Below are 18860 nucleotides of genomic sequence, written 5' to 3' on the forward strand. Positions count from 1 at the left end.
CTCTCCTGTCACAGGATCGATCATCTCCTGCGGCAACTGCTCAGCTATGGATTCGGTGGTGGTGTCTTCAGACATGATTCCCTTTCGGATCATGCCAAACCATTTCCACCGTTAATCAGACAGTCCCTCGAGGTATCTCTCGGTTCTCACCTGCTGACCATGGCTCCTTAGCCCGCGTCTGGAAGAACGGGGCTGATCCAGGGTGAGGGTGTGCGCCTTTGGGCGATCGACGTGCGGATCGGCCCGGGTCAGGCAGCCAGGTTGCTGGAGGCTCGACGGTAGGCGTCGGGGGTGATGCCGGTGGCGGTGCGGAAGTCACGGGTGAGGTGAGATTGATCGGTGTAGTCCAGGTCTGCGGCGATGGCAGCCAGGTCCTTGTCGGGCCGGGTCGCCAGGGCGAGGGCGACCTCTTGGAGACGGATGCGACGGCTCAGCCACTTCGGCCCGTACCCCAGCGTGTCGATGCAGGCGCGCTGGATCGTCCGCTCACTCCGCGCGAAGCGTTCGGCGAGGGTAGGACCGGTTCTGCGGTGGATGCGCTCGCGCAACTCACCCAGAACGTCGTTCGCAAGCAGTCCTGCCGGGGTCGGTGAGCGCTCGGCGAGGACCAGCCCAATTGCCCGGTCTGCGATCCGTGCGCGTTCGGCGGGCTCTGAACCGATAGCGATGGTGCGCATGAGCGTATGCAGGCGCGAGTCGAGTTTCGCGGTGAGCGGCACGGTGGCATCGGCTACTTGCGCGGGGATGAGGGCGCTGAGCACGGCAAGCCCTGCTGGTCGTAGCCGGATCGCGAACACCTGCCCGGTGCCGTGGATAGTGCGTCGCCATGCGCGAGCGTGGACCCCGGTTACTACGAGCGGGGCGGGCACGTCGCCCTCCTCGACGGTCAGTGTCACAGCGGGTAGGTCGATGATCGGCTGGTCCAGTTGTTCGCCCTCATCCAGCATCCACGAGACATACCAATACTGATCGACCACTGCCGACACAGCGGGGTCGGGGGTGATCCAACCTGCCGCATAACGTGCCAGCCGATCCGGGTAGAGCACACCGGATCGCTCTGAGGCAGCGATAGGGCGTTCCCGCGGTGCATCACCGGTGGCGGTCATAGCCTCCATTCTCTCAGGCAGCCGCGTTAATCTGTCGGTTTTTTGCTATTGCGGGTCTCTACCTCGGGGTGAAGGTGGAAGCATGGGAAGCACGAACTACGCCGGCACGTTCATCCAGGTGGCAGACGATTGCCCGGTCGAGGCGGCCGAGCAGCCGCCTGTCGGCGGCAAGGCTCCGTCGGTGGCGGCGTTGCAGTACGCGCTCATCTCGGAGCATCCTTACGAGTTCACCAGCGACGATGTGCTGTTCGAGGTGCACGCGACCCGGCTCTCCATCCCCGCCGAGACACGAACCGAGGCGCGCAAGGCATTCTTCGCCAAAGACCATGCGTGCCTGCGAGCCTCCCCGCTCGGCAAGCGGTACGGCTGGGGTATCCATCACGATGCCGACAGCCGTGTTGCTCTCGTACCGCTCGGATCCGACGAGTACCGATCGCTGGCCGCTGACCCCGCGGTGAAGCAGCTTAAAGCGATGCGCTCCAAGCGGGCCTGATCGAATCGCCCTCATACTCGCCGACTTTGTTCACCTGAACTGGCTCGCCGTTGCCCTGGCCGCCCTCGCACCATCGGGTTTCGGAGAGGCGCTGATTATCGGTGTGGTCATCGGCCTCGGTGTCTCAGCGGGCGTTCGGCTCTAGTTACGTTCTAACGTAAAATTGTAGGTATGAGCGTTGGTGAGGATTTTGAGGCTCGATTAAGTGCTCTCGAGCGGACCGTGGCTGAGCTGGTCGCCCAGGGAGCAGATGCCCAAGACCCCGGCGCAGGGGACAGCGACCCAAGTCTCGGTGAGGTGTTCTGGGCGTTGGAGGGGTTGCGGCATCGGGCCCCGGAAGGAGGGGCGGTGCTCTACACGGGTATCGTCGATCTCCCGCCGGGAGGGACGGTGCAGTGGCAGTACGGGCTGCCGGGTCCGGCGGTGTTCGAAGAAGATTGGGCGGAACAGGCGCCGATACTGGCTGCGCTGGGGCATCCGGTGCGACTGTCGATTCTGCATGCGGTGCTGCACGGCACCACGAGTGCTGCCGGTCTGGTGGAGGAGTTGGACAGTGGAACCAGTGGTCAGATCTACCACCATCTGAAGGAACTCACCACAGCGGGCTGGCTCACCTCTGGCAAGCGCGGGATGTATGAGGTTCCCGATGCGCGGGTCGTGCCCCTGCTGGCGATCCTGGTAGCGGCGGGGACCCCGGGATGAGGCGGTCGGTGCCGACCTGGGCGGCGAGGGTGTTGGGGCTTCCCGGAGCGGTGTCGTTCCGCCGGTTCGAGCCGCTGGTGCGCGATGCGGCAGAGCTAGCCGAGCAGGTGCATGACCTGGATAACGAGACTCTGCGCAGCGAGGTCCGCGCACTGCGGATGCAGACTGGAGACAAACGCCTTGATCGCGGCGTGACCGCTCGGTACTTGGCTTTGGCCAGGGAGGCTGCTGCACGCACAGTAGGTCTTCAGGCCTTCGATGAACAACTACTCGCGTGCTGCGCCCTGCTCTCAGGCCACGCGGTGGAGATGGATACCGGGGAGGGCAAGACACTGGCAGGGGCTCTGGCTGCTGCCGGTCACGCCGTGGCGGGCAGGGGTGTGCATGTGATCTCGGTCAACGACTATCTCGCCGAACGCGACGCGGCCTGGATGGCCCCGTTCGCTGACCTGCTGGGGGTCAGCGTGGGCTGGGTCGGCCAGCACACCCCATCGGAGGAACGGGCAGCGGCGTATCGGTGCGATGTGGTCTATGCCCCGGTCAGCGAGATCGGTTTCGATGTGCTCCGCGACCGGTTTGCCCTCACGCCCCAGGAGCGGGTGGACCCGGTCTTCGATGTCGCGATCATCGACGAGGCCGACGCGGTGATGATCGATGAGGCGATGGTGCCCCTGGTGCTGGCAGGCACCTCGGATGACCAGGCCGAGGAGTTCAGTGAGGCCACCACCCTGGTGGAGGACCTGATCCCGGTTGAAGACTTCACCGTCGATGCCGATCACGCCACGGTGAGCCTCACTGATGCCGGGCTGGACAGGCTCGAAGCACGATTGGGCGGAATCAACCTGTATGACGCGGAGAACATTCCTATGCTCACCAGGATCAATCTCGCCCTGCACGCACGGGTACTGGTCCACCGGGACGTGGACTACCTTGTCACCGACGGGACCATCAAGCTGATCAACACCGCCCGCGGACGTATCGCGCACCTGCAACGCTGGCCCGATGGGCTTCACGCGGCACTGGAAGCGAAAGAACGCCTCGCGGTCTCGGCCCCCGGGGAGATTCTCGACACCATCACGATCCAGGACCTCATCCTGGGCTATGAGACCCGCTCCGGGATGAGCGGCACCATCACCGCCGTGGCCGAAGAACTCCTCGAGTTCTACGACCTCGCCGCAGGACGGGTGGAGCGCCACAAGTCCAACCGGCGCTTCGATGAACCCGACACCATTCTGCTCACTGAAGCGGAGAAGATTCAGGTTGTCATTGATGAGGTCACCGCCCGTCACCGCACCGGGCAGCCGGTGCTGGTGGGAACCCAGAGCGTGGCCGAGTCAGAAGACCTTGGAGCTCGGCTGCGTGCTGTCGGTATCGCAGCGCAGGTGCTCAACGCGAAGAACGACGCCGAGGAAGCCGCAATCATCGCACGGGCAGGAGAGTTCACGGCGGTGACAATCTCTACCCAGATGTCCGGGCGCGGAACCGACATCTGCCTCGGCGGACCCGATGAGCGAGACCGCAACCGGGTGGTGGATGCCGGTGGGCTTGCGGTCATCGCCACCGGCCGGTACCCATCCCGACGTCTCGATGTCCAGCTTCGCGGACGTGCCGGACGGCAAGGCGACCCCGGGGTCAGCCACACCGTCCTCAGTTGCGATGACGACCTGGTGCAGATCAACGCGACACCAGCGATGCTCACCCGGATCACCCGCCGCAAAGATGCCCTCACCCCGCGCCAACGGCAGCACATCATAGATGCATGCCAGGCGATCGCCGAAGGCCTCCGCACCGACCGCCACCGCGCCACCTGGACCTACAACCGCGCCATCGCCGCCCAGCGCGCCACCGTCCTGGCCCACCGTGCCACGGCCATCCGCAGCCAAGCCGCAGATGAACGGCTGCACGAACTGATTCCGGAGCACATCGAAAGGCTCCAAGATTCCTGCGGGCCGGCACCGGTCGCTGCCACCGTACGAGACGCCGCCTTGTACTATCTCGATGAGCACTGGGTGACACATCTGGCGCTGCTCCAGGAGATCCGCGACGGCATTCACCTCAGAGCACTGGCCGGGCAGAAGCCTTCCGATGAGTTCCACCGCATCGCTCTTCGCGAGTTCCATGGCTTCTTCGGCCGTACCTACCGCGACGCTGCCGACTTCATCGAAACCCTCACCGCCGAGGACATCGGAGGCGACCTCGAAGCACTCGGCCTACGACGCCCTTCTGCCACCTGGACCTACATGATCACCGATGACCCCTTCGGCAGTCCCGGAGACCGATTCGCCCGCCACGTCGGGAGATTCGTCCGATCCAGAACCCTGAGCCTCGAATAACCCTCACCGAGAACCGGTAGTAGTGATCATCCTCAGCAGGACACCGAAGTTCACCAAAGTAGGAAAAAGCCACTCAGGACAGCACCACTTTCTTGTACCCATCACCTGGATCGAACCCCTCATGCAGACCAGATGAACTCGGTCAGCACGAAAGGGTCTGTGCGTAATTCTGAACGGGCCCTCTGTTCAGTTGCGCCGCGAGTATGTCCTCCTTGGCGTGGCTTTCTTGTATCCGAAGTTCGCCCAGAGGTAGACCCTCAGACATGACCAATGGCACTGTTTCGCGACGGATACGGGTGCTGTGATGGCTTCATGCCTCTTACGAGTATCGAGGACTACCTCCTATGGATCGGAGCCATTGGGGCCAGCGGATTCCTCATCGTCGTTCTCATCGAAGGCTGGATAAGACCCGGTTACTCGCCCGTCCGCCACCCTGTGAGCGCGCTTGCGCTGAGCCGTCGCGGATGGATCCAGATGGCGAACTTCGCGGTCGCGGGTATCGCGATCACTGTAGGAGCCATCGGTGTGCTCCTGCAGGGAATAGGCCTGATCTTCGCGCTGAGCATCATGGTTTTCGGCGTTGGGCTGGCCTGTTCTGCGTTTTCTATGGACCCGAGTCGAGGCTATCCACCCGGCGCCCCGGCGGGCGACCCTGCCCAGCCGAGCTGGAATCACCGTCTTCACGATCTTGCAGGCGCAGTGGTGTTCTTCTCACTGCCGGTTGTTGCCTTGGTCGCGGTGTTCGCACTACCCGTGTGGTGGATGAAGCTCATTGCCGGTGCAACGGTCGCATGGCTGTGTGTGGCGATCCACTTTTGGGACAAGGCCTGGGAGAACGACTCTCCCCGAACTGGACTCGCCCAACGGGCCTTCATCGTTCCCGGGTGGTTGTGGCTTGCCTCGGTGTTTTCGGTTCTAGCCGCTGCGTAGGGAGAGAACGTGCAGGGAAACCGGCAGCCCGATGGTCATCACCGCTAACATCACGCGCCTGGAAGCTGCCACAGCTACCGGGTGTACCAGGTGCACTCTGTCAGCAGTGTGCGGACCTGGCACTGTTCGTGGAGTTGAGACGACACCGGCGGGTGGTGAGGGACATCACTCGAGGAACCGCAGCTCAAGGAGGGACTCCAGGCCTGGACGGACCACGCTGGCGTCCAGATGCTGGGTTGAAACCAGCACCGCCAACCCGTGCACTGCCCCCCACAGCGCCGCTGCCGTGGTTCGTACGTCGGTCTCGGCGGTCTCCTGCGGGAGGGCCGCGCGTACCGTCTCGGCGAGAAACTCATCGTTTGCCTCGATCAATGGACCAGTCACGGGGTTGGGCTCTTTCGGGTTGCAGATCTCCGGGTCGAAGATGAGCTCGAATAAGGGCCTATTTTCGCTGGCGAAGTCCACGTAGGCGAAGCTGGCAGCCAGGAGTCGCTGTTTCGGACTGCTTGTAGAGTCGCGGGCTGTGACCATCGCGGCGAGCAGATCTCGCAGTCCTCGCGCCGCAACCGATTTCAGCAGGCCCTGTCGGTCACCGAAGTGGTGGTATGGAGCGTTATGGCTCACACCGGCGCGCCGCGCAACCGCGCGCAGACTCAACGCCGAGGATCCCTCCTCGACCAGCAACGCGAGCGCTGCCTCTTCCAAGGCGACGGCAAGGTTTCCGTGGTGGTAGCTCACATTCGATCTTGACACAGACAAGATTCTACGCCTATCTTGGCATTGACAAGATACTTGACAATGTCAAGATTCATGCTCTGAACACCTGGAGGAATCTATGTCCACAGTTCTCGTCATTGATGGCCATCCGAATCCGGATAGCCTGAGTGCCGCTATCGCGCGCGCCTACGCTGACCATTGTGCCGATGCCCGACTGCTGGCCGTTCGGGACATGGACTTTGATGTGCACATGCGCTTCGGCTACACCCAGCGCATGCCGACCGAGCCCGATCTGGCCGACGCCCGTCGAGCGATCCGAGCTGCCCAGCACCTGGTGATCACAACCCCGGTGTGGTGGCGGTCCACCCCGGCGATGCTGAAGGGCTTCCTGGACCGGGCGCTGCTGCCGAAGGAGGATTACCGATACACCAAGCGAGGTCTACCTGAGGGACTTCTGACCGGTCGCAGCGCACGAGTCTTTATCACTGCCGACACCCCGCGCGTACTGCAGGGCATGATGCCGGATAGCCGCTTGCGCTCGCTCACCCGGGGCACCCTTGGTTTCTGCGGGTTCAAGCCTGTACGGGTGACTCGGTTTGCCCCGGTGAAGGGGTCGACGGCGCAGCGTCGCGATGAATGGCTTGCCACCGTTCGGCATCTGGCTGGCGAGGACGCCGCCCGGCTCACACCACAGGCCTCGTCGATGCCACAATGAGTCCATCATCACGGCAGACGCCCTCTGTGTCCGTCTTCTAAGACCTCCGGTGCGTCCATGCTGGTGCAAAATACTGGATCTTACCGCCCCTGAGCTGCTCTTTCTGAGGCGCTCAGGTCGTCCACCCCCATCACGGAGGACGGTCAGGACCAGCCGACACTCACATGGTGGGAGTCCACCTTGGAGACTGTCTGCTGGCATGACCGCAAGACGCAACTGCTGGTTGCACATGAAAAGGGGGCACCTATGGAGTTCGGAAGCATTGAGCGTGAGGTCTACATCGAGGCCTCTGCGGAGGTCGTGTTCGAGGTGATCAGCAGTCCAGAGCACATCAGTCACTGGTGGAACGGTGCGGAGACCGAGCTCTCGGCCACGCCGGGTCAGGTCACCGAGGTGGCCTGGGGGAGGACACGAACGAGTCCTATATCCAGCGGATTACTGTTGTCGATGCTGAACCGCCTCACCGACTCTCGTTCCGATGGGTCTACGAGGACGCCGTAGCGACACCCGCGAACTCGCTGCTGGTGACCTTCGAACTCGTCCCGTCCGGAGTGGGTACCCTGCTCCGCTTCACCGAGACCGGGTTCCGGGAGAAAGGATGGGAGATCGCGACCCTGGAGGCGAAGTACGCCGATCACTCGCGAGGCTGGGATACTTTCCTGGGCAACATCGTCGATTACGCCACCCGGCTGGCGTCGACGCCATGAGCGTGGTGGTCGACGACGACCTCTGGTCAGCGGTCGGTGACCCGAGTGACGCCGGATACTCGACATCCTGACCGCCGAGAGCACCGGTACGGCCATGACGCTCAGCGCACGTTTGCCGGTGACTCGACAGGCGGTGGCTAAGCATCTCATGGTCTTGCAGCGTGTGGGACTGGTGCACCCGGTGTCTGTCGGACGTGAACGGCGTTACCACATTGACCAAGCTCAACTTGCGCGCGCGATCGCCCAGCTCGCGGAGGTAGATACAGCCTGGGATGCGCGCCTTGGGCGGATCAAGCAGATCGCGGAGGCGATCCAGCGCGATCAGGCGACGTAGCTGATCGCCCGCAACCGAAAACGATGTGAGAGAAATAGGGGAATCGCCCTGAAGGTGGGTGGGATCGCGACTCCCCATATGGAAGACAAAGATGCCACCCTTGAGTCGGATCAAGCAGTGCTTGAGTGGGGGAACCCAGTTGCGTTCAGTACCAAGCTGCCAGCACTGCCGTGAGGCCTTCTTGCAGATCTTTGACGAAATACTCGGGAACTTCGAGCGAGGGGAAATGCCCTCCGCTTTGAGGTGTTCTCCATCGGATGATCTGTCGGTAGCGTTCCTGTGCCCAGGGACGCGGAGCTTTCGAGGCGATGTCACGGGGATACATGGTGATCGCTGAGGGGACGTCGACCCGGAGGTCGGGGTCGAGTGAGTTGTGGCTCTCGTAATAGATGCGGGCCGATGATGCGCCGGTTCGGGTCAGCCAGTACAAGGTGACGTTGTCGAGCACTCTGTTTTTAGAGATCGTCTCGAACGGGCTGTCTTCGGTATCTGTCCATTCAGCGAACTTGTCGAGGACCCAGGCGAGCAGTCCGACCGGTGAGTCGACGAGTGAATAGCCGATGGTCTGTGGTCGGGTGGCTTGCTGTTTGGCGTATGCAGCGTGGTGTGTCCAGAAGGTGTGGTGCTCCTCTACCCACTTGTGTTCGACAGCGGTAAGCCCTTTTGTTGAAAGTCCAGGCGGTCCTTCCGCGAATGTGGTGTGGATGCCGATGACGTGTTCCGGGAACCTGCTGCCGAGGATTGTGGTGATCACACCTCCCCAGTCGCCGCCGTGGGCTGTGAACCTGCTGTAGCCGAGCCTTCCCATCAGTTCCACCCATGTGGCTGCGATCTTGTCGGTGCCCCACCCTGTGGTGGCCGGTTTGTCGCTGTATCCGAAGCCTGGCAGCGAAGGGACGACGACGTGGAATGCTGGTGCGTCTGCATTTTTCGGATCTGCCAGTTCGTCGATGACGTGGGTGAACTCTGCGATGCTGCCTGGCCACCCATGGGTCAGGATCAGAGGAGTGGCATCTGAGCGGGCGGACCGGCGGTGGAGGAAATGAATTCCCAGACCATCAATGGTTGTGCAGAACTGGCTGATGCGGTTCAGGCGCGCTTCGAACGACCGCCAGTCATACTCGGTGCGCCAGTAGTTCACGAGATCCACGAGGTCGGCAAGGGGAACGCCCTGTTCCCATCGGTGAGGGTCGGGTGCGGCGTGGTAGACCGTCTCAGCTTCTGGTAACCGCGCTGCGTCCAGCCGTGCGCGTAGATCGTCGAGGTCCGCATCGGTTGCGTGGGCTTCGAACGCTTGTACATCGCTGAGTGGACAGGGCATGTGACCTCCTGATTGTCATGGAACCGGCTAAGACGGTTCTACCATGTCTCGATGTCAGTGGACAACCGGCTAAGGTGGTTCCATGCGTGCTCAGTTCCCTGAATTTCGCCTCGGTAACGTGCTGGCGACCAGTTTCACCGCGACTCTGACGGAACGTCATGGCGACGCTGTGGAGCGCATTCCCACGCCGCAGCGACTCATGGAATGGCTGGCAGTAAACGGCCTCCCCGTGCAGTTCTGCACCATCAGCCAGCTCGAACGCGCTCGGAACCTGAGGGAATCAATTCACACCGTCGCGACAGCGGCCGCGATCCAGGACGCTCTCCCCGCATCCGCTGTCCAAGTCATCAATGGCTGCAGCGCACAGGGTCGGGCTGCAGCTCACCTGACGCCCGAGGGTAAGCGGCAATGGCGACTTGGCGCGGCTTCCTGCGTAGAGGATGCCCTGAGCGTGATCGCCGCCGATGCGATTAGCATCATTGCAGGCGAACGAGACGGAAAATTGGCCTTGTGCGCATCGCCAACCTGCCAAGCCGCCTTCTTCGACACCAGCCAAAGTCGTACCCGCAAATGGTGTGACATGAACACCTGCGGGAACCGTCAGAAGAAAGCGCGCTTCAGGGCCAACCGAGGAAAGAACTACAGATCCGCGGGGTGATCGTTGCTTCGGTACATCCAAGTGGGGTCCACCTCTGCAGCACATCTGTCGCATTGTGGGTTCCTACGTAGCGCGTTTGGCAATATTTCCCCAAAGACTCAGATCCGCGTAACCCGCTGGAATCCTAGGCGCTATCACGATCGGCGGTGTGCCCCAAAGCCGCCGACGAACGATGCTCGGGGGCAGGTCGTCCGGAGAATGAGTTGTGTGTAGCGGCTGGCTGGGGCGGCTGCGATGGTGAAAATGAGTGCCAGGGCGGCCACTGCGATGAGTGCCAGGCGTAGTCCGGCGAGGTCAGCCAGCAACCCCACATAGGCCGGACCGAGAAGGAATCCGAGGTAGGCGGTGGTGGTGATGACCGAGATGGCTCGTCCTCGTCGCGCTGGCTCGATGTGCCGCAGACTGTGACTGAGCAGGGTGGGGAATAAGACCGCTGTTCCTGCGGCGGCGATCGCCAGTCCAAGGAGACCTGTGGGTGCGTTGGGTGCGGCGGCGAGGATGAGGCTGCCCGCGGTCGCGACGGCTCCCCCGGTGAGTAGCAGTGCGATCGGATGGCTACGAGACAGTGGGGCAAGGGCGAATCTGGCCAGCGTGGCCGCAGCGGCGAAGGTCGCTGGGGCGAGCGCGGCGAGTTGTGGTGATGCAGCGAAGTTGTCGGTCATGAACACCGCACCCCAGCTCTGGTGCGCGTTCTCCGTAGCATAGGCCAGTGCCCCGATCACGCCCAGCAGCAGCAGTGCATGCACGCTGGTCGTACCACGCATGGGGCGGATGACTGCGGAGTCCACCGCAGTCTCCGGATGAGCAAAATGTACTCGTTCCGGGACTTTGGCCCAGACAGCTGCCGCAAGGGCAAGCATGATGGCTGCGATGACTGTGAATGTGACCGTCAAACCAAGATTCTGGGTCAGGAGTGCACCGGTGCCGAGGCTGGAGACGACGACGGCTAAGGAGAACACACCGTGGGAACGGGTGAGTACAGCGCGAGAGCTCTGATGTTCGGATTGGCCGGCTAGGGTGTTGATCGCAACATCTGCGGCCCCCGATGCCGCCCCGACCAAGAGCATGCTCACCACGACGGAGACGAATCCCTGTGCGCTGACCGCGACACCGACTCCCGCCGCACCCAGGAGCGCGAGTATTAACGCAGCCGGTCGCGCGCCGAAACGGTCCAACATTCGCCCGGTCAGCAGCATGGCAGGCAGGGCACCCGCGCCCACGAACAACAATGCGGTACCGAGCTGGCCATCGCTGAGGAGAGCCTGGGCTCGGATCGACGGCAGGGCTGCGCCCCACCCACCCCAGAACATCCCGAACGCGGCGAACGCCGCATAGGCGACCACTGACGGTGACGATGCGGCTCGTTGAGACAGATGTGTAACGTTACGCATAATCTTAACGTTACACATATACTGGTGGCATGTCACCTGCGAGCAAGCGCCCCACTGTGAAGGACGTCGCCGCCGAAGCCGGCGTGGGAGTCATGACCGTGTCCTACACGTTCAACAAACCTGAGCGTGTGGCCGAGAAGACACGTCAGCGCGTGCGGGAAGCGGCCGAACGGCTGGGCTACCACCGCCCCGACAGCACTGCGCGCGCACTGCGTTCGGGGCGTACAGGCCAGCTCGGCGTCGTCTTCGGCGAACACCTCTCCTATGCCTTTGACGACCCCCAAGCCGCACTGTTCCTGGCCGGTGTCGCCGATGTCTGTGTCGAAGAGGATCTGGGTATGGTGCTGATCCCCACCCGCGGAGACGCCACAGACACTGAGCGCATCCTTAATGCGGCCGTCGATGGGTACGTGCTGTGGACCACCACCGACGACGACCCGGTGCTCGAGGCCGTGGTCCGCAGCGGCAGGCCGGCCACGATCCAGGGCGGTCCTGTCGTTGAGGGCATCACCTGCATCGGACCGGACGACCACGCCGCGGCAGAGGCCGTCGCCGCCACGGCACTACAGTACGGCGATTTCCCCATCATCCTCAGCCTCCCCCTGGATCGACGACGACAACCAGCTCTGACCCGCGGCAGTGAACTGCCTGAGACTATCTCATTCCCCGTCACCCGCCACCGACTCACCGGGTATCGCGAGAGCATCACCACCGTCGGCCACGACTGGGACCAGACACCCATCGCAGTAGTAGAGCGTAATCACCGCGACCACGGCACAGCGGCAGTGCGCGCCATTCTGCCCTCAGTACCAGCACAGGCTTCGTCAGTGGTGCTCGCCATGAGCGATGAACTCGCGCTCGGAGCGTGCGACGCCCTCGCGGTCGAGGGAAGAAACGCCATGCTGACAGGATGGGACGGTTCACCGGCGGCGCTGACGGCAGGGATCATCACGGTAACCAACCCCCTGCGGGATCAGGGACGCCTATGCGCCCGCACCGCGCTCGACCCCTCAACAGCACAACCCGAGATCACGTGGAACATCAACAACCCCGCCAGCCAGAAGGACCCGCAATGACCACGCCGTCCCCATCACTCAATGCACAACTGCCCTGGTCAGCAGGTCAGTGGACCAACCTTCCGTCTCCGCGGTAGCCGAGGAGGGATGAGATCTTATCGTCACCGCGGAGCCATGACCAGGGACTCCATGGGGCCGGTCGTGCGTGAAATCGGGAAGATGGGAACTTTCCTCACGGCCGCTGAGGTCGATTGTCTGGTGGCTGACTACGAGGCCGGGGCGGTGGTCAACGAGCTTGCGTGACCTCGGCGAGCTCTCGATCGATGGCGTCGTACGGATCATACTTGGCCATCTGCGCCGCCAACTCGCGAGCGGCGATGCGGTAGCTCTCATCGCGGAGCACCGCGCGCACTGCGTCAGCCACGGCCGGTGCGGATGGGGTGCCGGTGCGTAGGTCGATGCCCACACCCGCCCACCCGACACGCGCGGTGACCTCGGGCTTGTCCTCGGTGTCGCCGGCAGCGACTACGGGTACGCCTGCCCCCAGCGCTTGTTGCACGCCGCCGAATCCGCCGTTGGTCACGAACACGTCGAGGAGCGGGAGGAGCTGGTTGTACGGCAGGAACCGCGCGACCCGCACGTTCGCCGGCACTTCGCCGAGCTCTGCCGGATCGCGCCCGCCCGTGGTGACTACGACCAGCGCGCCGCTGTCCTGCAGGCCGGCGATCGTCGGCCTGACCAGCCGATCGAAGTCCCGGTTGTCGATCGTACCTTGTGTCACGTGCACGACCGGGCGGGTCCCGTCGAGTTCGTGCCACCAGCTGGGTTCGGGCGCATCGCTCACTGTCGGCGGAAGCGCGCCGATGAAGACCGTGTTCGCGGCGAGGTCGCTGCGCGGATACTCGAACTCACTCGGACTCAGCTGCAGGAAACGGTCGAGGAGTCTCGAGAAGTCCATGATCGGCTCTCGCAGCGGTGGGGTGCCGGGTGGGCTCGCCTGAGCGACCACCTGCCGAGCGAGACGCTGCGTCTGGGCGAACAGGATGCGTTGGGCGACGACGTTGAGCGCTCTGTTGCGCAAGCGACCCAGGATGCTCGACGCCGGTGCTAGGCCCATGCCTGCTGGAGCGACATCGCGGCTGGCCTGGGCGAGTGGAGAGACACCGAGCGCGAGGATCGGAGGACGGTCCTCTCGCGGGCCCAGCAGCAACGGAACGACGCCGGCGAACATCCCGTCGACCATGATCGCGTCGGGGGAGTCGCACTCAACGATCTCCGCCACCGCGCGGGCCTGCGCGGGAATGGGTCTTACGAAAATCGTCTGAATATCGTATTGCGCGCGAGCAAGGCCCCGTTTGTCGCCTTGATCGGGCAGATAGGAATCGACATCGCGATCGTCGTAGTCGGCCCCCGGGCCCAGCGGCCGGAACTCGAGCTTTCTCGACCGGATCCCCTGCTCGAAGCGTGATCCAGTGAGCAGGATCACGCGGTGCCCGCGGCGACGCAGGTCAGCTCCGACCTCCTGAAGCGGCCCGACATGTCCATGGATGGGATTGCTGCAGAGCAGGTAGGTCGCCACGGTCCTCCATCTCGGTGCTGGTCACGAATCGACTAGACTGTGATCATAGCGAATCGGGGGGAGGCGAGAGTCATGGCCGGGAGACGCTCCTATTCCTCTCCATTGCGCGCGGCCGACGCCGCGCAGACGCGCGCTCGGATCGTCGACGCGGCCGCGGAGCTGTTCGTCCGCGATGGATACGCCGCGACCCCGATGCGCGCGATCGCGCAGCGCGCTGGCGTGTCCGTGCAGTCGGTTCACCTGGCCGGGCCCAAATCGGCATTGCTGATCGCCGCGTTCGAGCGCGCCTTCGCGGGCGACGAGGGGAGGCACTCCCTCCTCGAGCGTCCTGCTATCGCTGCGATCGTCGCCGAGCCCGATCCCGGCGTCCTGCTTGACCGCTATGTCGAGTTCCTGGTCGAGGCCAATCGCCGAGCGGCGGGCATCATCCACGCGCTGCGCGCGGCCGCCGATGCCGACCCGCAGGCGCGCGCCGCCTACGACGACCTCGAGCAGCGTCGCGCACGAGACATGCGTATGGGCGCGGAGCTCTTCGTCGAACGCGGGCTGGTGGCGCCGGAGGACCTGCAGCGCACCGCCGATGTGCTGGGCTACCTCACCGGCCCCGAAGCGTATCTCCACTTCGTCGAAAGCGCGGGCTGGAGTTTGGACGCGTACGCGGCCTGGCTGCGCGAGTCCCTCGGAATGCTCGCTTTCGGGCAGCGATGAGCTGCTGGGCTCCGTGCAGCGCTGATCGACGGCGCCCCTTTTAGGGGCGTCGGCCCCCGGCCTTCAACGCTGCTCCATAGACCCGCTGCGAGCGTCTTGGCGCATCGAGATGCGAAGTGTTAGAGTCTGTGACTAACGATTAGATCTACACACTAATGAAATGAGATAACGGTGATCGTGAACAGCCTTTCGACAGCCCGCGACGGCGTGCGCCCGCCGCGGGCCCGCGGGGTGATCATCCGCCCGCTCTTCCGCATCGTGGTGGTTGTCTCCGCCGTGCTGCTGCTCAGCCAGGCAGTGCTGGCCGGCCTCAGCCTCGAGGGCGACAGGAACGCCCTCGACCTGCATATGCTCGTCGGCACGGCCTTTCTCGGCGTCGCGATCGTGCAGGATGTGCTCGCGATCCTGTGGTGGAAGCCCGGCGGCGGCGCGGGCTGGCTGCCCATCGTCGCGGTGCTGTCGCACGTGCTCGGGCTGCTGCAGATGGAGGCCGGCCACGCCGGGCTGTTCGCCCTGCACCTGCCCATGGGGCTCACGCTCGTACTGTTCGCCGCCGCCCTCGTCGTCGGCGCCTTCAGCCCCCTCGGTCGTCGACGTCGAACTGGCCACCGGCGCGGATCTGCCGCCGTGGCAACCTCATGACCAGCGCCTTATCCTCGCCCGAAGTCGGACCGGAGGGCACGCAACGGTGACATCCGGAGTGCCCTTCAGTCGGCGTGCCATGCTCACTGCGGGCGCGGCAGCGCTGAGCACCGGCCTACTGGGCTGCAGTCTGCGCCGCCGCCCGCTGCTCGACACGGTCGGGGCCGTGCCGTTCGACAAGCCCCTGCACATCCCCCCGCTTGCGGCATCGACGCTCAACAGAGGTGCGCGCGTCTTCGACCTCGAGCTGCGCTCCGGTCAGACCGCGCTGGTCGCAGGCGGGACAGCCGATACCTGGGGCATCAACGGCACCTTCTTGGGCCCGACCGTGCGTGTGGCTCGCGGCGAGACCATACGGATGAACGTGCACAACGCGTTGCCGGAGGTGACCTCGCTGCACTGGCATGGCATGCATCTGCCGCCGAGCGCCGACGGGGGGCCGCGCCAGCCGATAGAGCCTGGCACGTCCTGGTCACCGGAGTGGAAGGTGGAGCAGGAGGCCGCGACTCTCTGGTATCACCCGCACCCGCACGGTCGCACCGAACAGCACGTCTATCGAGGACTTGCGGGCCTTCTCCTCGTCGACGACGATTATGCCGCTGCTCTGCCTCTCCCGGCGCGGTACGGCGTCGACGACATCCCGCTTATCGTGCAGGATAAGACCTTCGCCGATGACGGTTCGCTCATCGAGGGCGAGCGCACCGACGCCGGGCTGCTCGGCACCACGGTGCTCGTCAACGGGACGGTCGGACCCGTGCTCACGCTCACAGCCGAACGCACGCGCCTTCGCATCCTCAACGGCTCGACCGCCCGAAGCTATGCGTTCGGGTTCGACGACGACCGCGCCTTCGTGGTGATCGCCGGCGACGGCGGTTTGCTCGACGCCCCCCTCGAGCTGCGTCGCGTCCTGGTGAGCCCGGGGGAGCGCGTCGAGATCGTGGTCACCGCCGCCCCATCGGATCTCGTCGCGCTGCGCTCCTTTCCGCATGACCTCGGAGTGTCGGACCGGGCAGCGGTCGATGCGGGGGCAAGGGACGAACTCGACGTCCTACTGCTGCGTGCATCGCCCGTGCTCGAGCCTTCGCCGCAGCTGCCCTCGCACTTGGCTGCCGAGCGCGAGGAAGCCGACTCCCAGCCCACCGCGCACCGTTCCTTCACCCTGCGCAACGACCGCATCAACGGCCTGACGATGGATGCGACGCGGGTCGACTTCGATGTCGCGGTGAACACCTCGGAGATCTGGGAGATCGAGAACACCGACAACGCGCCGCACAACTTCCATGTGCACGGGGTGCAGTTCCAGGTCCTCGACATCGCCGGGCGGCCACCGGCACCGGAACTGGCGGGTCCGAAAGACACGGTGTATACGCCGCCCGATCAGCCGGTGCGCATCGCTGTGCGGTTCACGGATCACGCTGATCCGCAGGTGCCGTTGATGTACCACTGCCATCTGTTACAGCACGAAGACCGCGGAATGATGGGCCAGTTCGTTGTGCTCGCCCCAGGGCAACAGCGTGTGCCCCTGCCGCCCGTCGTCGGGGGCGATCACGATCACTGATGTCGGTCGGTCGAGCGCGAGCTGCCGAGGTCGAGCCCGCGCGAGCTGAACCGTATGCCCAGCGCAGCGCACTCATCGCACTCGCCCCGGGATGGTGCTGCAGTTTCTCGTGTCGGTCGGCGGAGGGGAGTAGATCGCAAGGTCGTGCGAGTTGCGTTGATTGACGCGAAAGTTGAGATTCGAAGCTAACACTCGATCTAGGGCAGCTACCCGGGTCACCTTCACAGGAGTTCTCGACGCGCTGAGGCCGAATGCGCCGACGTCGCGACCGCCCCGGCCGACGCATGGCTGGGAATCCTACGGGCTCGTGTCCGCTGGTAGCCCGCCAAAGTAAGCAAGGTCCGGAGTACAGCTCAATTGATCAACGTCCGGGCATGGGCACAATGTCATTCCGGGGGCCTCGACGTACGTCGGTCGCGGTAAGTGCGGATCTTGTCCCGGTTGCCGCAGGCCGCCATCGAGCACCAGCGCCGGGAGCTGTTCTTGGACCGGTCGTAGAAGACGGCTTGGCAGGTGCCGGCACGGCACTTTTTGAGCCGGCGCCAGGTTCCCTCGTGGTTGGCGAGCACGACGGCGGAGAGCACCTCACCGAGCACATGGGCAACGCCGGTCGCGGCCGGGGCGAGCCCGATTCCCTCGTTGTCGATGCTCATACGCAGTGGGACCTGTCCCAAGGCTCCTGTCAGGCTGGCCCGACGATCGATGTCTGCTGACGTCGTCGTCGGCGAATCACCACCGTGACCGCCGAGGAGTTCCCGCAGTCCTGCCCGTATCTTCCGGGCGAGTGCCAGGTCAGCCTCAGAGACGCCCTTCGCCGCAACGGGCCGGTGGTGGTCGTGCAGCCAGCGCCGGAAGCGGCCCACCGAGTAGAGGTCGTCCTGGCCGCTGTCGACATCAATTGAGTTCAGGAACGACTCGACCAGCCACAACTGGTCCGGAGTCCTGTCTGTCATCGTCACCACCTGACACCAGTGAAAGTATTTGACAGGTTACCAGCCTGCTCAGTAGCGTGATCCGTCATGAGTTCTCCAAGCGTGTTCAACATCGCCTTCGACTGTGCCGATCCTTATGGGCTGGCGCGGTTCTGGAGCGCGGTGACCGGCGACCCGGTCGACGGCGAGGACGGTCCTGGTGCTCGTGAGACGGCGATCACCCTGAGCAACGGCATCAACCTGTACTTCCAACAAGTGCCGGAGCCCAAGACCGTGAAGAACCGCGTGCACGTCTGCCTCCGCCCGGACGCACCGCGAGACGATGAGCTCGAGAGAGTGCTGGGCCTCGGCGCCACCGTTGTCGAGGATTGCCGAGGTGACAGTGATGATGGTTGGGTTGTGCTGGCCGACCCGGAGGGTAACGAGTTCTGTATGTTGCATCACAACGTTGGCCGAGCGTGATCGGCCAGCGCACGATCGATGGCCGGTCAGAGTGCAGCTCAGGTGCACTTGGAGGACTCACTGAACCTGCTGGAGAGCACTGCGCCGGTATCTAAGCCCGCTGCGACGACGCAAACCGCAGACTGTGCAACCAGGCGTTCTTCTCAACGATCTACGTCGATGAGGACAACGACATCCATGTTGGCTACGCCCGGCCCTTCGATGCCCTGTGCGACGCCGAGACCCAGGCCGACGCGTTGACCTGGGCGCAGAACGCCCGCAACGAGAACGAGGCCCGAACCCCGTCCAAGAGTGGTCCCTTGGTCGAAAGTTCGAACCTCATTCGATAGGGGTCCCTACGTGACACGTTCGCAAATTTTCCCCCTCGGACGAAAACCCTGGCAACTCGCTGGTATCGGGGCGTCTATCGGGATGCGAGACGCCCCAGCGGACCTCCCTCGAACGATGTTCGGGGTCCGATCGTGCAGAGGATCGAGACGGCTCAAACATTTCTGACGGCCTCCGAGATCGACAGTCTTGTCGGGGACTACCTCGCGGGTGCGACCGTTCAGGAGCT

Annotated in this window: 21 protein-coding genes; 15 read left to right on the plus strand and 6 right to left on the minus strand. The window is 64.0% G+C overall.

All coding sequences use genetic code 11. The annotated features are described in order from the left end of the window. Positions 1-248: 248 nt before the first annotated feature. The gene (locus tag F0311_RS12845) at positions 249-1106 is read right to left on the minus strand and encodes a helix-turn-helix domain-containing protein (RefSeq protein ID WP_150462345.1); all 858 of its coding nucleotides are present in this window, start codon (positions 1104-1106) and stop codon (positions 249-251) included. 82 nt (positions 1107-1188) lie between these two features. On the opposite strand from F0311_RS12845, the gene F0311_RS12850 reads away from it, so the two are divergent. From F0311_RS12850 to F0311_RS12865, 4 genes are all read left to right on the plus strand, one after another. Next, positions 1189-1599 (plus strand): DUF6157 family protein, encoded by a 411-nt coding sequence (locus F0311_RS12850; protein WP_150462346.1) that lies wholly within the window; start codon positions 1189-1191, stop codon positions 1597-1599. A 171-nt stretch (positions 1600-1770) separates the two neighbouring features. Beyond that, positions 1771-2301 carry an ArsR/SmtB family transcription factor gene (locus F0311_RS12855; RefSeq protein ID WP_150462347.1) on the plus strand — a complete coding sequence of 177 codons (531 nt, stop codon included), beginning with the start codon at positions 1771-1773 and terminating at the stop codon, positions 2299-2301. Between the two features lie 8 nt (positions 2302-2309). After that, positions 2310-4634, plus strand: coding sequence for an accessory Sec system translocase SecA2 (secA2, locus tag F0311_RS12860; RefSeq protein WP_223881334.1), 2325 nt, complete (start codon positions 2310-2312; stop codon positions 4632-4634). A gap of 270 nt (positions 4635-4904) precedes the next feature. After that, the gene (locus tag F0311_RS12865; protein ID WP_223881335.1) at positions 4905-5564 is read left to right on the plus strand and encodes a DUF998 domain-containing protein; all 660 of its coding nucleotides are present in this window, start codon (positions 4905-4907) and stop codon (positions 5562-5564) included. Between the two features lie 165 nt (positions 5565-5729). Here F0311_RS12865 and F0311_RS12870 read toward each other — a convergent pair whose 3' ends face one another. Further along, complete coding sequence (locus F0311_RS12870; RefSeq protein WP_150462349.1) at positions 5730-6317, minus strand: TetR/AcrR family transcriptional regulator; 588 nt, start codon at positions 6315-6317, stop codon at positions 5730-5732. Between the two features lie 82 nt (positions 6318-6399). On the opposite strand from F0311_RS12870, the gene F0311_RS12875 reads away from it, so the two are divergent. The 4 genes from F0311_RS12875 (at position 6400) to F0311_RS12885 (ending at position 8037) form a co-directional block, all read left to right on the plus strand. Continuing rightward, positions 6400-6996, plus strand: coding sequence for an NAD(P)H-dependent oxidoreductase (locus F0311_RS12875; protein WP_150462350.1), 597 nt, complete (start codon positions 6400-6402; stop codon positions 6994-6996). 246 nt (positions 6997-7242) lie between these two features. Beyond that, complete coding sequence (locus F0311_RS18735) at positions 7243-7497, plus strand: SRPBCC domain-containing protein (protein WP_263406274.1); 255 nt, start codon at positions 7243-7245, stop codon at positions 7495-7497. Next, entirely contained in the window at positions 7431-7703 is a 273-nt protein-coding gene (locus F0311_RS18740; RefSeq protein WP_263406278.1) for an SRPBCC domain-containing protein, read from the plus strand. Before F0311_RS18735 ends, F0311_RS18740 begins: the two co-directional genes overlap by 67 nt. Positions 7704-7797: 94 nt before the next feature. Next, on the plus strand, positions 7798-8037 hold the full coding sequence (locus F0311_RS12885) for a helix-turn-helix domain-containing protein (RefSeq protein ID WP_223881336.1): 240 nt from the start codon (positions 7798-7800) through the stop codon (positions 8035-8037). A 145-nt stretch (positions 8038-8182) separates the two neighbouring features. Here the strand turns inward: F0311_RS12885 and F0311_RS12890 are convergent, their stop codons facing one another. Further along, a complete protein-coding gene (locus tag F0311_RS12890) occupies positions 8183-9358 on the minus strand; it encodes an epoxide hydrolase family protein (RefSeq protein WP_150462351.1) in 1176 nt (391 codons plus the stop codon). A gap of 82 nt (positions 9359-9440) precedes the next feature. On the opposite strand from F0311_RS12890, the gene F0311_RS12895 reads away from it, so the two are divergent. Beyond that, entirely contained in the window at positions 9441-10016 is a 576-nt protein-coding gene (locus F0311_RS12895; RefSeq protein WP_150462352.1) for a CGNR zinc finger domain-containing protein, read from the plus strand. A gap of 134 nt (positions 10017-10150) precedes the next feature. Here F0311_RS12895 and F0311_RS12900 read toward each other — a convergent pair whose 3' ends face one another. Next, positions 10151-11407 (minus strand): MFS transporter, encoded by a 1257-nt coding sequence (locus F0311_RS12900; RefSeq protein WP_191089924.1) that lies wholly within the window; start codon positions 11405-11407, stop codon positions 10151-10153. Positions 11408-11436: 29 nt separating this feature from the next. Here F0311_RS12900 and F0311_RS12905 point away from each other — a divergent pair, with 29 nt between their 5' ends. Both F0311_RS12905 and F0311_RS18130 read left to right on the plus strand, forming a co-directional pair. Then, the gene (locus tag F0311_RS12905) at positions 11437-12483 is read left to right on the plus strand and encodes a LacI family DNA-binding transcriptional regulator (RefSeq protein ID WP_150462354.1); all 1047 of its coding nucleotides are present in this window, start codon (positions 11437-11439) and stop codon (positions 12481-12483) included. A gap of 87 nt (positions 12484-12570) precedes the next feature. Then, the gene (locus F0311_RS18130) at positions 12571-12726 is read left to right on the plus strand and encodes a hypothetical protein (RefSeq protein ID WP_191089925.1); all 156 of its coding nucleotides are present in this window, start codon (positions 12571-12573) and stop codon (positions 12724-12726) included. On the opposite strand, the gene F0311_RS12910 is transcribed toward F0311_RS18130, so the two are convergent. Beyond that, entirely contained in the window at positions 12710-14002 is a 1293-nt protein-coding gene (locus F0311_RS12910) for a nucleotide disphospho-sugar-binding domain-containing protein (RefSeq protein ID WP_150462355.1), read from the minus strand. The genes F0311_RS18130 and F0311_RS12910 overlap by 17 nt on opposite strands. A 72-nt stretch (positions 14003-14074) precedes the next feature. On the opposite strand from F0311_RS12910, the gene F0311_RS12915 reads away from it, so the two are divergent. From F0311_RS12915 to F0311_RS12925, 3 genes are all read left to right on the plus strand, one after another. Beyond that, on the plus strand, positions 14075-14710 hold the full coding sequence (locus F0311_RS12915; RefSeq protein WP_150462356.1) for a TetR/AcrR family transcriptional regulator: 636 nt from the start codon (positions 14075-14077) through the stop codon (positions 14708-14710). Positions 14711-14881: 171 nt separating this feature from the next. Next, on the plus strand, positions 14882-15352 hold the full coding sequence (locus tag F0311_RS12920; protein ID WP_150462357.1) for a hypothetical protein: 471 nt from the start codon (positions 14882-14884) through the stop codon (positions 15350-15352). Between the two features lie 79 nt (positions 15353-15431). Next, the gene (locus tag F0311_RS12925; protein WP_150462358.1) at positions 15432-16910 is read left to right on the plus strand and encodes a multicopper oxidase family protein; all 1479 of its coding nucleotides are present in this window, start codon (positions 15432-15434) and stop codon (positions 16908-16910) included. A gap of 386 nt (positions 16911-17296) precedes the next feature. On the opposite strand, the gene F0311_RS12930 is transcribed toward F0311_RS12925, so the two are convergent. Beyond that, a complete protein-coding gene (locus F0311_RS12930) occupies positions 17297-17863 on the minus strand; it encodes a CGNR zinc finger domain-containing protein (RefSeq protein WP_150462359.1) in 567 nt (188 codons plus the stop codon). A gap of 66 nt (positions 17864-17929) precedes the next feature. On the opposite strand from F0311_RS12930, the gene F0311_RS12935 reads away from it, so the two are divergent. After that, positions 17930-18304: a VOC family protein gene (locus F0311_RS12935; protein WP_150462360.1), complete on the plus strand. Its 375-nt coding sequence runs from the start codon at positions 17930-17932 to the stop codon at positions 18302-18304. The last annotated feature ends 556 nt before the right edge of the window (positions 18305-18860 follow it).

Source organism: Nesterenkonia ebinurensis (assembly GCF_008711175.1).
Classification (GTDB): Bacteria; Actinomycetota; Actinomycetes; order Actinomycetales; family Micrococcaceae; genus Nesterenkonia; species Nesterenkonia ebinurensis.